The sequence below is a fragment of the Oceanobacillus polygoni genome (assembly GCF_008304605.1).
GTDB classification, from domain to species: Bacteria; Bacillota; Bacilli; order Bacillales; family Amphibacillaceae; genus Oceanobacillus; species Oceanobacillus polygoni.
Map to the genome: position 1 here is coordinate 26,360 of NZ_PIJY01000008.1, position 13,933 is coordinate 40,292.

Sequence of the window (13,933 nt, forward strand, 5' to 3'; positions counted from 1 at the left end):
TACCTCAAGAGCAATATACGAGGAAAATGCGAACCATTCAGAAAAATCATAGACGGAGAGATTGGAAGTTAAGTTTTTCTATAAACTTGTGCGTTTAGATAAAAAAATCAGACCCATCAAGTGGGCCTGACTCTAGCGTCCTAACCTGGCGCTCCCGCTTTTATCCTTACTTTGCAGCAAATAATTTACTGATTTCGATAATGACATGTGATGCCTTCTCCATATTATTTACAGAAATATATTCAAATTTCCCATGGAAGTTTTCCCCACCAGTAAAGATGTTCGGTGTTGGAAGGCCCATATAAGAAAGCTGTGAGCCATCTGTTCCACCTCGAACCGGTTCAATGATTGGCTCGATATTTAAATTTTTCATCGCTTGGTCTGCGATTTCTACAATTTCCTTCACGGGTTCAATTTTTTCCCGCATATTATAGTATTGATCTTTCATTTCTAATTCAATCGCTGTCTCTCCATGCTGTGCCTTAATCTCATTTACGAATTGCTCTACGGTTGCTTTCCGTGCTTCAAACTTTTCACGATCATGATCGCGAATAATGTAGTAAACCTTTGTCTGTTCTACATCCCCATTAACAGAAATAAGATGATAGAAGCCTTCATAGCCTTCTGTATGTTCTGGTGATTCGTCATCTGGAAATTTGTTAATGAACGCTGCGGCTAATTTACCGGAATTAACCATTTTATTTTTAGCTGTGCCCGGATGGACACTATTACCATGAAAAGTTACTTTAGCTGCCGCAGCATTAAAGCTTTCATATTGTAATTCACCTAATGGACCGCCATCTACCGTATAGGCATACGATGCGTCAAAGCGGGATACATCGAATTTATGTGGTCCGCGACCAATTTCTTCATCTGGTGTGAATGCTACACGAATCCGTCCATGCTCGATTTCTGGATGCTGAATTAAATAGTTCATTGCAGTCATAATTTCTGCAATTCCTGCTTTGTTGTCTGCACCAAGTAATGTGGTACCGTCAGTAGTAATTAATGTATGTCCTTTATAGCTTGGTAATTCCGGGAATTCATTTGCCGATAATACGACATTTAATTCTTGATTTAATACGATATCGTTTCCATCAAAGTTTTCTACAATTTGTGGATTGACATTTTTACCAGTGAAGTCTGTTGCAGTATCCACATGTGCTAGGAATCCAATTGTTGGGACATCTTTATCCGTGTTGGCAGGGAGGGTAGCCATTAAATAGCCATTCTCATCAATTTCCACATCTTCCATTCCAATTACCTTTAATTCCTCGGCTAACAGGTTAACAAGCTCAAGCTGACCTTCTGTAGTTGGTGTTGTAGTAGAATCCTCATTTGATTGTGTATCTATTTTTACATATGTAGTAAAGCGTTTAATGATTTCTTCCTTCATCTGTGGTTCGCTCCTTTAATTTCGATTAAGTCTATTTTAACATAATAAATAACGGAACTCGAAATAATTAGAAAGAGGAATAAGCGACTTTTTGTCGAAATAAGTTAGGATAGGATAGTAACCGAATAGATGCTATATACTTGATAAAATAATACTGTTTTCCATAAAGCTAGAAATCTAGTTTTGATAATATGAAAATCTACGAGGAGGAAAATGATGAAAAATATAATTAGTGTTAGTCGTTTAAAGAAACGGTTAGAAAATGGTCAAAATAATACAGTGATTGTCGACGTGCGTTTCCAATTGGATGATCCAGATGCTGGTAGAAAAATGTATTTGAATGATCACTTGCCTCGTGCGGTATATATGGATTTAAATAAAGATTTATCAGCTCGTGCAGAAAAGCATGGTGGAAATCATCCACTTCCGGATTTTAAAATGTTTGCTGCAAAGGTGGGGAACATTGGAATTGATAAAGATACGACAGTAGTTATTTATGATCAGGGAAATGAAATGTTTGCCGCACGATTATGGTGGTTATTGGAGACTATTGGACATGAGAAGGTATATATTTTAGAGGGCGGATATCATCGCTGGGTAGAGGAAGGAAATGAAGTAACAGATGAAATACCTTCCTTAAAAGCAAAAGAGTTCCGTGCTGTATTACACAATAAAAGCACAGTAAATATGGAAGAAGTGAAGGAAAAAACAGAAACAAACGTGGCTGTGTTGATCGATTCTAGAGCGCCAGATCGTTATCAAGGGAAAACAGAGCCATTGTACCGAAAGGCAGGACATATTCCTGGAGCCGTAAATTACTTTTGGAAGGACTTAGTAGATGATAATGGCGCATGGAAAAAAGGGGAGGATCTCGAACAGCATTTCTCTGACCTTTCCAAGGATGATGAAATTATTGTATCCTGTGGTTCTGGTGTGTCAGCATGCCCGAATATATTGGCACTAAAATCTGCTGGTTTTACAAATGTAAAGCTGTATCCGGGGAGTTTCAGTGATTGGATTTCCTATGATGAAAATGAAGTTGAAGTAGATGGATAAGCAACGGTGTGCGTGGGTGACAACAGACCCACTTTATATAGAGTATCATGATCATGAATGGGGAAGACCTGTTCATGATGACAGGAAATTATTCGAAATGCTCACGCTGGAAGGAGCGCAAGCAGGGTTAAGCTGGATTACAATATTAAAGCGCAGGAAGTATTACCGGGATGCATTTGATGATTTTGATGTTAAGAAAATCAGTGTGTACAAGGATGCTAAGATTACTGAGCTTGAGCAAAATGAAGGGATTATTCGTAACAAGCGAAAAATCAGCTCCGTGATTACAAATGCCCGTGCATTTATCAAGGTTCAAGAAGAGTTTGGTTCGTTTGATAACTATATTTGGCAATTTGTTGGAGAAACTCCAATTTTAAATGAATGGTTATCGAATGAGGAGGTACCGGCAATAACGCCTGAATCTGAAAAAATGAGCAAGGATTTGAAAAAGCGTGGCTTTACATTTGTGGGCCCAACGATTTGCTATGCGTTTATGCAAGCAACTGGTATGGTAAATGACCATACCAAGGATTGTTTTTTGTATAAGTGCAACTAAGGATTGCAGGGATTGAGTTAGTGGCAGGACATGGAGAGTTAATCCGGATTTACTGAGATTTATTCCGTTTTTAGACAACTATGTACTGAACAAGACAGGGGCAGACTTCAATGCAATCTACTAGGAAGTCTGCCCCTTGTAATGATATTAGAGTTTAAAGCTAGTTAGCTGTTCATTTAATTGTTCTGCAAGACTGGCAAGCTCGTCAGCACTATGGGAAACCTCTTCCATGGAACTAGCTGTCTGTTGTGAAGAAGCTGCTGCTTGTTCAACTCCTGCAGCAGACTCTTCTGATACAGAGGCAATTTCTTCAATAAGATTGTTCATCGCATTACTATTCCCAGCAATGTCTTTTAGATTAGCTGAAATAGAGGTAATTTTTGTAGTCATCGCAGTAACAGCCTCTTTAATGGTGTCGAAGCTTTGTCTTGTTTCTTCCATATGGTTAGACCCTGTCTGAACCTCTTTATATCCGGAAGATAGGGAATCGACAACGTGCTTGGTATCGGACTGGATGGCGGTCACAATAGAAGTAATCTCTACTACTGATGAAGCTACTTGATCGGATAATTTCCTAACCTCATCCGCAACGACAGCGAATCCTTTCCCGTGTTCGCCAGCTCTAGCAGCTTCAATTGCTGCATTCAATGAAAGCAGGTTAGTCTGATCCGCAATTTCCTTAATAACAGAAACAAGATTCGAAATTTCTTTTGATTGCTTATCGAGATTTTTCACTCGGTCAACGGATTCGGAAACAATCGTGTCAATCCGTTGCATTTGCTGGACAGATTCATTCATTAGTGTTGTCCCATCTGTTGTGAGTGCAAGAACACCTTGGGATGCAGTAGCAATTTCCTGTCCACTTTTCTCAGATTGAATAACGGTTTTCACAAATTCATTCATGTTTTCCGCAAGGTCAGAGGCACCATTTGCCTGTGTTTCTGCACCAGAAGAAAGCTCCTCCATTGTTACCGCAATTTGTGTGTTTCCTTCTTTTACTTCGTTAGCTGCTTGTGTTAGTTCTTCGCTTCTGCTTGAAACAGCATTACTAGCTGTCGTGACATTATGGAGGACGTTTTGCATATTTTCCTTCATTTGATTAACTGATGAGGCTAATTGTCCTATTTCATCATTTCCACTGTAATTCAGCTTTGCTACGGTTAAGTTACCGTTAGCTACTTCTGAAGTGATGTTAACAATTTGCTTTAAGTTGGACGTTACATTTCTGCTTATGAATGTAAAAATAATAATTCCAACGATGATCGTAGTTATATTTGCAATAAGCAAGATTGCAGTTACACTGTCCATACTTCCGATTGCATTTTCCGTCGCTTCCATTTGCTCCGCTTTCATCATCTGAATTAACCCATCTACAATTTCTACATTACTTGTTCGAAATCTGTACGTTGTCTCGCGTAATGTATTAGCAAGCGTGGCTTGGTCGTTCTCTAGGTATGTAACAATTTTATCTGTAAATGTAGAATTAATCGCAGCATCAGATAGGATGAGCTCTTGGTACATGGATTGTTGTTCATCTGTTACCATCATTGGTTCAATTTGTTCGATAATTGAATTGAACTGGCCCTGGTAATTGTCGAAAGCCTCTATGTAAACTGCATTTTTCGTTAGTAAATAATCAGCAATTTGAACATCTTTAGCTTGGATGACAGATGATAGCTCCGTGAGTGTGTTCACATGACTAATATATTCATTAGCTGCTTCAACGTCCTGTTGACCTTGTTCCAATTGAAAGTAGACTAATAGACTTGAACATACAAATAATAGGATTGTTGCTATAAATGCATATAAATATTTCTTGCCGATTTGAATATTATGAAAGCGAAACCTGCGCTTCTTCCCAACATTATGTGCTGATTTCTGTTTCTTTGCCTGTTTACTCTTTTTCATTTGCATCCCCATCTCCCCCTATGTTCCAATTAGTATATCGGTCTGTAGGTCAAAAGTATGAAGTTAATTATTAAAAAATTTTTACAAGGATAAAAGATTAAAAATTCGTCGAAAGGCAAGTTCAGAATAATGGTGTATTTCCCGTTGTTTATGTAGAATAGTTTTCGTAGACTGATGGAAGGGAAGATGAAAGATGCAGCATATAACGTTGAATAATGGTATAAGCATGCCACAGTTAGGATATGGTGTGTGGAAGGTTCCGGATGAAGAAGTGGCGATTCCAGTTGAACATGCATTACAAGCTGGATACCGTTCGATTGATACAGCAAAAATATATGGGAACGAATCTGGCGTCGGAAAAGCGATTGCAAATAGTGGTATTCCGCGTGAAGAGCTTTTTATCACGACAAAAGTATGGAATAGTGACCATGGTTATGAGAATACATTAAAAGCGTTTGATGCAAGCTTAGAAAGGTTGGGGCTTGAATATGTTGATCTTTATCTCGTACATTGGCCTGCTCCGAAATTTGACCAATACGTAGAAACCTATCAAGCGTTAGAAAAACTCTACAAAGAAGGCCGTGTACGAGCGATCGGTGTTTGTAATTTTGATATTGAGCACTTGGAACGAATTTTGGATGTGTGTGAGGTTGTGCCAGCAATCAATCAAGTGGAATGTCATCCATACCTACAGCAAAAGGAATTACGAGCTTATTGTGAAAAGCATGGGATCCAAGTTGAAGCATACAGTCCATTAATGAATGGAACAGATGTGTTAGAAAACGATGTGATTCAAGAAATAGCGAAACAGAATGGTAAAACACCCGCACAGACGATTCTTCGTTGGCATTTACAATCAGATATGGTTGCGATTCCTAAAACTGTTACGCCATCAAGAATGAAGGAAAATATGGACGTATTTGATTTTGAATTAAGTAAAGAAGAAATGGAAAAAATTGCGCAGCTCGATAAAGGTATTCGTAATAATGCTGTTCCAAATGAGATGAATAGACGATAAAAAGCAAATCGATGTAGCAACTGCTGCATCGATTTGTCTTGTATAAAAGCAGTACTCACAATTAAGGTAACGTACATATAGAGGTAAAGAAAATATAAAAAATGTGGCACGAATGTATGCGTTTATAGTAAAATAAAGCTAATGAAGTTCATCCATTTTGAAAGGAGTGATGTTTTATGATTTTCACGCTAAAGAACCAATATCAGAAAACAAGTATCAAAATGGAGGAACAGTCGGCATAAAATGACTTTTCCTCCTACAAATAGGAGGAAAAATAAATTTGAATAATCTTTGTAAACTTGGTTGGGAAAATTCCAACCATTCGACTAATCTTGAGCATCTGGCTCGGGTTATTACAGTACAAAAAAATAGCTATCGTATTTCAGATGGAAAGATGGAATATTTGGCCCACCTGAGTGGAAAGTTTTTAAATGAAACCAACTCTACGATGGATTATCCTGCGGTTGGTGATTGGGTGGAAGCCCAGAAGCTCGAAGAAGAGAAAAAAGCTGTTATCAGACGGGTTTTACCACGTAAAAGCCAATTCGTGAGACAGGCAGCGGGATTGAAAACAGAAGCACAAATTGTGGCTGCGAATATGGATACCGTTTTTATTGTTAATTCATTGAATCATGATTTGAATGTTCGGCGAATCGAGCGCTATGTACTAGCGACCTATGATAGTGGAGCCACACCAGTTATTGTACTGACAAAAAAAGATGCCTGCTCACAGGAAGAGGTAGAAGCTGCGATTGCAACGGTTGAGGAAGTTGCAATCGGAATTCCAATTATTGCAGTGAGCAGTGTTTCAAAAGACGGGGTTGCCGAATTAATGGAATATTTGCCAGCAGGTCGTACGGTTACATTATTAGGCTCCTCTGGTGTTGGTAAATCGACATTAGTAAATACGTTGCTAGGGAAAGAAGTCCAAGATACAAAAGAGATTCGGGAATCAGATAGTAGAGGGCGTCATACGACAACACACCGGGAAATGTTTAGCTTGCCAAATGGTGCGTTGTTAATAGATACGCCAGGCATGAGGGAACTGCAATTATGGGATGGCGAATCATCGATCGATACGACGTTCCAAGATGTTGAACAGCTTACTACCGAATGTCGCTTTACTGATTGTAGGCATGATACAGAACCGGGCTGTCGGGTTCAGGAAGCCTTAGCAACTGGCGAACTATCCGAAGCGCGTTTTGAAAGCTATTTAAAGTTACAGCGTGAGCTTGCTTATGAGAAAAGGAAACAGAATCAAAAGGCTAAGCAAGATGAGAAAAGCAGATGGAAGCATATTTCAAAATTCCAAAAAGAGCATTATAAGTATCATAAGAAGCGATAATAGTAGCACCTTTCTTAATATAAGGAAGGTGCTTTTGTGTAGGATTGTAGTCATCGAAAGCTCTAAAGGCGTTTGGCAAACTCATAAAGGGTCTATTTATTTGAATACCCGCTCTACAGCTTTCTCAAATTTTTGAAAATAATCAGGAATATCCTCATTATTTAACCCGACATACATATTGGAAGCAATCGATTTGTTATACCATCTTTGCTTTTCTCTACCTGCGTTAAAGTTTTCCCATACGGATTCTCCTTGTGCCTTCAAATCGTTCTCTAAACCAAGCAGGTTATCAAGTTTATCTGCTACAACTAAATATTTTATCTCTGGATCAGCAGTTTTTATTATATCAATTGTATGCTGTTTACGTTCCTGCCATGATTTTGATTTATCCTCCGTGTGTGCAGCGACGATATGAGCTATTTCGGTACCAAATCCCCGTTCAATATCTTCTAGCTCTACCAATGTATCCTCGACAACATCATGCAAGTATCCAGCACAAACTAACTCATCCCGAAACCCAGCTGCCTCTAACCGTTCAGCTACACGAATAGGGTGAGTTATATAGGGGACATCCGAGTTCTTGCGTTTTTGTCCTTTATGGGCTTTTGCAGCAAATTGTTTGGCTTTCTCCTTCAAGGCTAACGCCTCCTTCACAAGGTACTACTTTTTTCCTAAATATAACATAAATTAGATGGAATGCGGATATTTTAAAAAGGTAATAAACGTTGGTGTATGAAGATACCGAAAAGCTAAGCGACACTTCGCTTTCTTTTCGACAAGGAAACAAGTAAACTAGAAGGTAACGTCAATTTAATTTAGATTTAGCGGGGGTACTTCACATGGAACAAGGAATCAATCAACGTAAGACTGAACATATTCGTCTCTGTCTAACTGGAAATGTTGAAGGAGTTAATAAATCAACTGGTCTCGAAGGAATCAGTTTTATACATAATGCGTTACCAGAAATAAATTTTGCTGATATTGCACTGGATGCGAGTTTTCTTGAAAAGGAACTGAAAGCGCCATTTTTAGTCAGTTCCATGACAGGTGGTTCAGAGCTTGCAACAACAATTAATCAAAATCTCGCAATAGCTGCTGAAGAGAAGCGTTGGGCATTTGCGATCGGCTCAACACGAGCTTTTCTAGAGAGTGATGCACATAAAGAATCTTTCTTAATCCGTGAACAAGCGCCGACAATACCGATCATTGCTAATATCGGTGCCGTGCAATTTAATTATGGCTATGGTGCGGAGGAATGCCAACGAATCATTGATAAAACGGGAGCTGATTCGATTGTCCTCCATTTAAACAGCTTACAGGAAGCTGTACAAGATGGTGGAGATTTAAACTTTGAGTCCCTTCTACCGAAAATTGAACAGGTTTGCAAAACGTTAGATAAGCCTGTTGGTGTAAAAGAGGTTGGGTTTGGGATTGATGGTACAGTCGCTGAACAATTATATAATGTAGGAATTGCGTATATTGATGTTGCTGGTGCAGGAGGGACGTCCTGGAGTCAGGTGGAAAAATTACGCTCGCGTGACCCACTTCGTAAAGCGGCTGCGGAAGCATTTAATAATTGGGGAATCCCAACAAAGGATTGTATTGTCTCGGTTCGTGGCAAATTACCTGAAGTGCCACTAGTTGCTAGTGGCGGAATGAAAACTGGCGTCGATGCAGCAAAAGCAATTACGATTGGAGCAGATGTGATTGGCTTTGCACGTCACTTGCTTCAAGCTGCGACAGAATCTCCGGAAGCAGTGATCGAAACAATGGAGCAAATTGAACTCGAATTTAAAATGACGATGTTCGGCATTGGCGTGAAAAATTTGGCGGAGTTAAAAAATACAAAGCGTGTCAGTGTTATGGGGCAATCTTTATTAGAAGAAAACAGCTAAGCTATGGCTGTTTTCTTTTTATTTATCATCCATGTTAGTTAAATTGAAGCCAATAATGATTCACCCACCATGTTTTCGTAACCAATGACAAGGGAATAGTGATGAAAAATGAGGGAGTGATGAAGAGTGCCTTGGACATTAGATGATTACCCTTCTTCCATGAAAAACTTGAATGAGGTTACGAGAAAGAAAGCAATTGATATTGCCAACTCCATGGTGGATGATGGCTATTCAGATGATCGCGCAATCCCAATAGCTATTACGCAGGCGAAGGAATGGCGTGAAAATGCTGAAAAAGAAGAGATTGATGATTATAAGATGCATGGTAAACCAACAATGAGGTCAAAAGAAGGTAAAAAATATAGTAGCAATCCAGAGCGCTTGGAGGAAGGCGAGCAAGTTATTGCACATGAGAACGGCTGGGCAGTGAAATCAAGTGGTGCAGAACGTGCTAATGAGGTTTTCGATAAGAAGGATGAAGCAGTTAAACGCGCAAAAGAAATTGCCAAAAATAAAGGCACCACCTTAACGATTTATAAACAGGATGGTACAGTTCAAGATAAACAAACGTTTCATGAATAAGATAAGACTTAAAAGTAAAGGCTGTCAAAATGGCAGCCTTTATTACATAGTTAGGAAAATATTTGAATGCTCCGTTTTAATGAAGCACATTATTTTTAGATCGTGTGCTGCTATGGTACACTATTTTACAGAAAAGCGAGGTGCTTATAATGAAAATCGAAGTATGGTCCGATTTTGTTTGCCCGTTTTGCTATATCGGAAAACGCAGGCTGGAAAATGCAATGGAAAAATTCCCGCACAAAGAACAAATTACACTAGAGTATAAAAGTTACCAGCTTGACCCAACAGCTGAGCATATCCCAGGAAAAAACTTCTATGAAACATTTTCTGAATTAAAAGGAATTCCTCTTGAGCAAGTTAAAACAATGAATCAACAGGTTGGCCAACAAGCAGCCAGTGTAGGGTTAACTTACAATTTTGATGATATGAAATATGCAAATACATTTGACGCCCATCGAGTTGCTAAATATGCTGAGGAACAAGGAAAAGGCAAAGAAGTTACGGAGCGTTTCCTTCATGCATACTTTGCCGAATCTGAGTTGCTAAGTGATTATGACACACTGATTAAACTTGCAACTGAGGTAGGATTGGATAAAGAAGAAGTGGAACATGTACTGCAATCGGATAAATATCGAAATAAAGTAAATGAAGATATTGATGTTGCGCGTCAAATCGGTGTCCAAGGAGTACCATTCTTTGTATTTAATGAGAAATATGCTGTATCTGGAGCTCAGCCACCTGAAGTGTTCGAGGAAGTGCTTACCAAGGTATGGGAAGAGGAGCAAGAGAAGCCAGTTCTGCAATCGTTAAATCCAAAAAAATCGGAAACATCCTATTGTACGGATGAAGGATGCGATGAATAAGGGACGCACTAATAAGAACCGAAAAAATAAAAGCATGCTGTGATGAACTGGACCCCAATTGTTAGACACACTCTAACAATTGGGGTCCAGTTTTTGTATGATTAAATTTACATCAGAAATTAAATTAGTGATTATTCAAGGGTTTAATTCTAATTTAGTTTCAAAAAAAGAATACGCAAGACAAGCGAGATAGGGGGGGAAAACCTAAATTAACTCAGGGCTTTATAGAGTATAGTGGTTTTCGAAGAGAAGAAGAGTTCTATGAAAATATGGTATCCTGACTTTTGTAGTTAAAACAACTTAAAAACAGCCAAGAACCCATATGAATACTAGATTCTTGGCTGCTTGTTGTCATGAAGTTGTTGTGTTTTCTCCCCTTTTTGACCTCACCTAAAATTTTTAAAATTCTCCTAAAGCCATGTATATCATCACAAAATCTAGACCTAATTCTTTTCCGATATCGGACAGTACCTCATCGTAATGATCAAACAAATAATAATTTTCCTGGGCAGGATTATTGGCAGAAACATTGATTTTAAAATGCGTGTCATCTATAATATAACTAATAATGATAATCATTATTAGTTATATTATTAGCACCGTCTAAAAAGCAATGATACGTAACACTAATGTTGTTCAATAATGAAATATCTCTACAAAAATATGTAGAGGGTTGGCTAAATATAACTTCTTTCCAAATACAAGTAGTAGAGGTTAGATGAAACTTCACAGATGAACAGAATCACCTTTCAATGGAAGCAGATTTTCAGAAAAAATATGAGGACAATTTTAGTGGGAAGTTTCTTGAGTTACATGTCTTAATTTAAATATAACATACCATCAGTATATTATTATTGATGATAATTATCTCATTTATTTAATACTTAAAGAAAGCAGGGCTACGACATGATCGAAATAAAAGGTTTGACAAAGAAGTATGGAAATAAATCTATCGTAAAAGATGTATCGGTTCAAATTAAGCCTAACAAAATTACGTCGTTTATCGGACCAAACGGTGCAGGGAAATCAACGCTACTTTCCATGGTAAGCCGACTGCTTGATGCAGATACTGGAGATGTATTACTCGATAAAAATAATATAAAAAATATGAAATCGAATGAATTCGCTAAGCGCATTGCCATTTTAAGGCAAGCAAATTTTTTAAATGTGAAACTAACGATTCGACAATTGGTATCGTTTGGTCGGTATCCTTACTCGAAAGGTCGTCTAAATGCTGAGGATAATCGAATCGTCGACCAGGCAATTGAATATCTGAACTTAACAGATATTCAACATAAATTCTTAGATGAACTGTCTGGCGGTCAAAAGCAACGTGCATTTATTTCCATGGTTATTGCCCAAGACACAGAATATATTTTACTGGATGAGCCATTGAATAATTTGGATATGAAGCATTCTGTACAAATCATGAAAATATTACGCAAGCTTGTCGATGAGCTAGGTAAAACAGTTGTGATTGTATTGCATGATATTAACTTTGCTTCTGTTTATTCAGATCACATTGTAGCTTTAAGAGATGGACGTCTCGTAAAAGATGGTCCAACACACGAAATTATTAATTCAGAGGCATTAAACGAAGTCTATGATATGCATATTCCAGTTCATATGCAAAACGGTTGTCGTTTTTGTGTATACTTTGACTCCCATATAGTTTAAAAGTAGCTAACTGTTCCGGTCTACAGATGCCAAGCTGAGCCATTAATTGTTATCTTATAAATGTCCAAACCGTATACTATCTCAATGAATACATCTAGGGAAAACCTTCTCCATGGTAATTTAACCGGATGGTGCAGCTAACGGAGAACGATAAATCTAACCATGCGTGCTACCTTCATAGGGAGCACGCATGTCTATGGTGTGGAACATAGTTTCAATCAATTGGTTGTATCTTTCCAAGACCCTTGTGTCTAAGCGTTTTTTTCCATTGTTTAAGAAACTACTCTCACATGAATCATTTTATCATCGATCTGCAGTTGAGAATGGGATGAGAATAATGGGATTTTTTAAGCTGAAGATTATTGCTCAAAGGTATAAGTTTAAAAAATTAAAGCTTTCAAAATACAGTTGACAACGCTTTTTGATTTGGTATACTTTAAATAGATTTATTGAGATTGATTATCAATATCAATGTGTTGTGTTGTAGCTATGCACTATAGTTAAATAGAAATAATTATTATTTAAATCACGCACTAATATATAACATAGATATTAATTTCATCAATTCAATAGTCTACTCGTCTATAAAACTTACATAAGGGAAGAGGTAGAAGAAATGAGAAAGTCTAATTTTAAATTAGCATTTATTATAGCAATTTTCGCAATTTTTGCTTTGGTGTTGGCAGCTTGCTCAGATTCAGGTAATGAAACGGAGGATACGGATGGCCAAGCAAATGATTCTGCTGAAGATACAACGATCGAAATCACGGATGCTCATGGAACTGTTACAGTCCCAGTAAATCCAAAGAATGTCGTTGCTTTAGATAATAGAACTTTTGAAACATTATCTGATTGGGGAATTGAATTATCTGCTGCTCCAAAGGATGTAATGCATGCAGATTCACCGTATGTAGCTGATGAATCAGTTCAAAATATCGGAAATCACCGTGAACCAAACCTTGAAGTTATAGCAAGTGTAGACCCTGAAATTGTAATTGTCGGTCAGAGATTTGCTAGCTATTATGAAGATATAAAAGAATTAGTGCCAAATGCTGCTGTTATTGATCTTAATATTGATGTTTCCGAAGAAGCTAATACACCTGGAGAAAACTTAGTAAATGGATTTAAGGATTCTACGATCACTTTGGGACAAATTTTTGATAAAAATGAAGAGGCTGAACAATTGGTAGCTGATTTTGATCAAGCCATCGAAGAAGCTCAGTCTGCATATAACGGGACAGATACAGTCATGAGTGTTATAGTATCTGGTGGAGATATTGCTTTTTCAGCTCCACATTCTGGACGCGTTTGGGGACCGTTGTATGATATTTTCGAATGGACTCCGGCATTAGAAATTGACCAAGCTTCTTCAGACCACCAAGGTGATGATATTTCTGTTGAAGCTATTGCACAAACCAATCCTGATTGGATTTTCGTACTAGACCGTGATGCTGCGGTATCTTCAACTGATGCAGTTCCTGCTCAGGATGTTATCGATAATTCACCTGCTCTTCAAAACACAACTGCTATTTCTGAAGGACAGTTAGTTTATGCACCGGCAGACACGTATACAAATGAATCAATACAAACTTTTATAAAGTTATTTGAAGATCTTGCAAATACTTTAGCTGAGTAGT

Annotated in this window: 12 protein-coding genes; 9 read left to right on the plus strand and 3 right to left on the minus strand. The window is 38.0% G+C overall.

What is annotated here, in order from left to right; genetic code table 11:
* Nucleotides 1-166 precede the first annotated feature (166 nt).
* Nucleotides 167-1,396: a peptidase T gene (pepT, locus tag F1560_RS03445; RefSeq protein ID WP_149473244.1), complete on the minus strand. Its 1,230-nt coding sequence runs from the start codon at nt 1,394-1,396 to the stop codon at nt 167-169.
* Between the two features lie 216 nt (nt 1,397-1,612).
* Here pepT and F1560_RS03450 point away from each other — a divergent pair, with 216 nt between their 5' ends.
* Both F1560_RS03450 and F1560_RS03455 read left to right on the plus strand, forming a co-directional pair.
* Entirely contained in the window at nt 1,613-2,452 is an 840-nt protein-coding gene (locus F1560_RS03450) for a sulfurtransferase (RefSeq protein ID WP_149473245.1), read from the plus strand.
* Nucleotides 2,445-3,008 carry a DNA-3-methyladenine glycosylase I gene (locus F1560_RS03455; protein ID WP_149473246.1) on the plus strand — a complete coding sequence of 188 codons (564 nt, stop codon included), beginning with the start codon at nt 2,445-2,447 and terminating at the stop codon, nt 3,006-3,008. The genes F1560_RS03450 and F1560_RS03455 overlap by 8 nt, the downstream gene beginning before the upstream one ends.
* Nucleotides 3,009-3,155: 147 nt before the next feature.
* Here F1560_RS03455 and F1560_RS03460 read toward each other — a convergent pair whose 3' ends face one another.
* Nucleotides 3,156-4,922: a methyl-accepting chemotaxis protein gene (locus F1560_RS03460; protein WP_149473247.1), complete on the minus strand. Its 1,767-nt coding sequence runs from the start codon at nt 4,920-4,922 to the stop codon at nt 3,156-3,158.
* 187 nt (nt 4,923-5,109) lie between these two features.
* Here F1560_RS03460 and F1560_RS03465 point away from each other — a divergent pair, with 187 nt between their 5' ends.
* Both F1560_RS03465 and rsgA read left to right on the plus strand, forming a co-directional pair.
* Nucleotides 5,110-5,934, plus strand: coding sequence for an aldo/keto reductase (locus tag F1560_RS03465; RefSeq protein WP_149473248.1), 825 nt, complete (start codon nt 5,110-5,112; stop codon nt 5,932-5,934).
* A gap of 274 nt (nt 5,935-6,208) precedes the next feature.
* On the plus strand, nt 6,209-7,279 hold the full coding sequence (rsgA, locus tag F1560_RS03470) for a ribosome small subunit-dependent GTPase A (protein WP_420874457.1): 1,071 nt from the start codon (nt 6,209-6,211) through the stop codon (nt 7,277-7,279).
* 96 nt (nt 7,280-7,375) lie between these two features.
* Here the strand turns inward: rsgA and F1560_RS03475 are convergent, their stop codons facing one another.
* Complete coding sequence (locus F1560_RS03475) at nt 7,376-7,915, minus strand: HD domain-containing protein (protein WP_149473249.1); 540 nt, start codon at nt 7,913-7,915, stop codon at nt 7,376-7,378.
* A 203-nt stretch (nt 7,916-8,118) separates the two neighbouring features.
* Between F1560_RS03475 and fni the strand changes: the two genes are divergently transcribed.
* From fni to F1560_RS03500, 5 genes are all read left to right on the plus strand, one after another.
* Nucleotides 8,119-9,174 (plus strand): type 2 isopentenyl-diphosphate Delta-isomerase, encoded by a 1,056-nt coding sequence (fni, locus tag F1560_RS03480; RefSeq protein WP_149473250.1) that lies wholly within the window; start codon nt 8,119-8,121, stop codon nt 9,172-9,174.
* Nucleotides 9,175-9,300: 126 nt separating this feature from the next.
* Nucleotides 9,301-9,756, plus strand: a complete 456-nt coding sequence (locus tag F1560_RS03485; protein WP_149473251.1) for a DUF2188 domain-containing protein — start codon at nt 9,301-9,303, stop codon at nt 9,754-9,756.
* A 149-nt stretch (nt 9,757-9,905) separates the two neighbouring features.
* Nucleotides 9,906-10,619: a DsbA family oxidoreductase gene (locus tag F1560_RS03490; RefSeq protein WP_149473252.1), complete on the plus strand. Its 714-nt coding sequence runs from the start codon at nt 9,906-9,908 to the stop codon at nt 10,617-10,619.
* Between the two features lie 906 nt (nt 10,620-11,525).
* Nucleotides 11,526-12,296: an iron ABC transporter ATP-binding protein gene (locus F1560_RS03495; protein ID WP_149473253.1), complete on the plus strand. Its 771-nt coding sequence runs from the start codon at nt 11,526-11,528 to the stop codon at nt 12,294-12,296.
* A gap of 616 nt (nt 12,297-12,912) precedes the next feature.
* Nucleotides 12,913-13,932 carry a siderophore ABC transporter substrate-binding protein gene (locus F1560_RS03500; RefSeq protein WP_149473254.1) on the plus strand — a complete coding sequence of 340 codons (1,020 nt, stop codon included), beginning with the start codon at nt 12,913-12,915 and terminating at the stop codon, nt 13,930-13,932.
* Nucleotide 13,933: the final 1 nt, after the last annotated feature.

Coding starts and splice junctions, on each gene's coding strand:
- F1560_RS03455 (WP_149473246.1), top strand. CDS start 2,445: ATGGATAAGCAACGGTGTGCGTGGGTGACAACAGACCCACTTTATATA.
- F1560_RS03495 (WP_149473253.1), top strand. CDS start 11,526: ATGATCGAAATAAAAGGTTTGACAAAGAAGTATGGAAATAAATCTATC.
- F1560_RS03500 (WP_149473254.1), top strand. CDS start 12,913: ATGAGAAAGTCTAATTTTAAATTAGCATTTATTATAGCAATTTTCGCA.
- pepT (WP_149473244.1), bottom strand. CDS start 1,396: ATGAAGGAAGAAATCATTAAACGCTTTACTACATATGTAAAAATAGAT.
- fni (WP_149473250.1), top strand. CDS start 8,119: ATGGAACAAGGAATCAATCAACGTAAGACTGAACATATTCGTCTCTGT.
- F1560_RS03490 (WP_149473252.1), top strand. CDS start 9,906: ATGAAAATCGAAGTATGGTCCGATTTTGTTTGCCCGTTTTGCTATATC.
- F1560_RS03450 (WP_149473245.1), top strand. CDS start 1,613: ATGAAAAATATAATTAGTGTTAGTCGTTTAAAGAAACGGTTAGAAAAT.
- F1560_RS03465 (WP_149473248.1), top strand. CDS start 5,110: ATGCAGCATATAACGTTGAATAATGGTATAAGCATGCCACAGTTAGGA.
- F1560_RS03460 (WP_149473247.1), bottom strand. CDS start 4,922: ATGCAAATGAAAAAGAGTAAACAGGCAAAGAAACAGAAATCAGCACAT.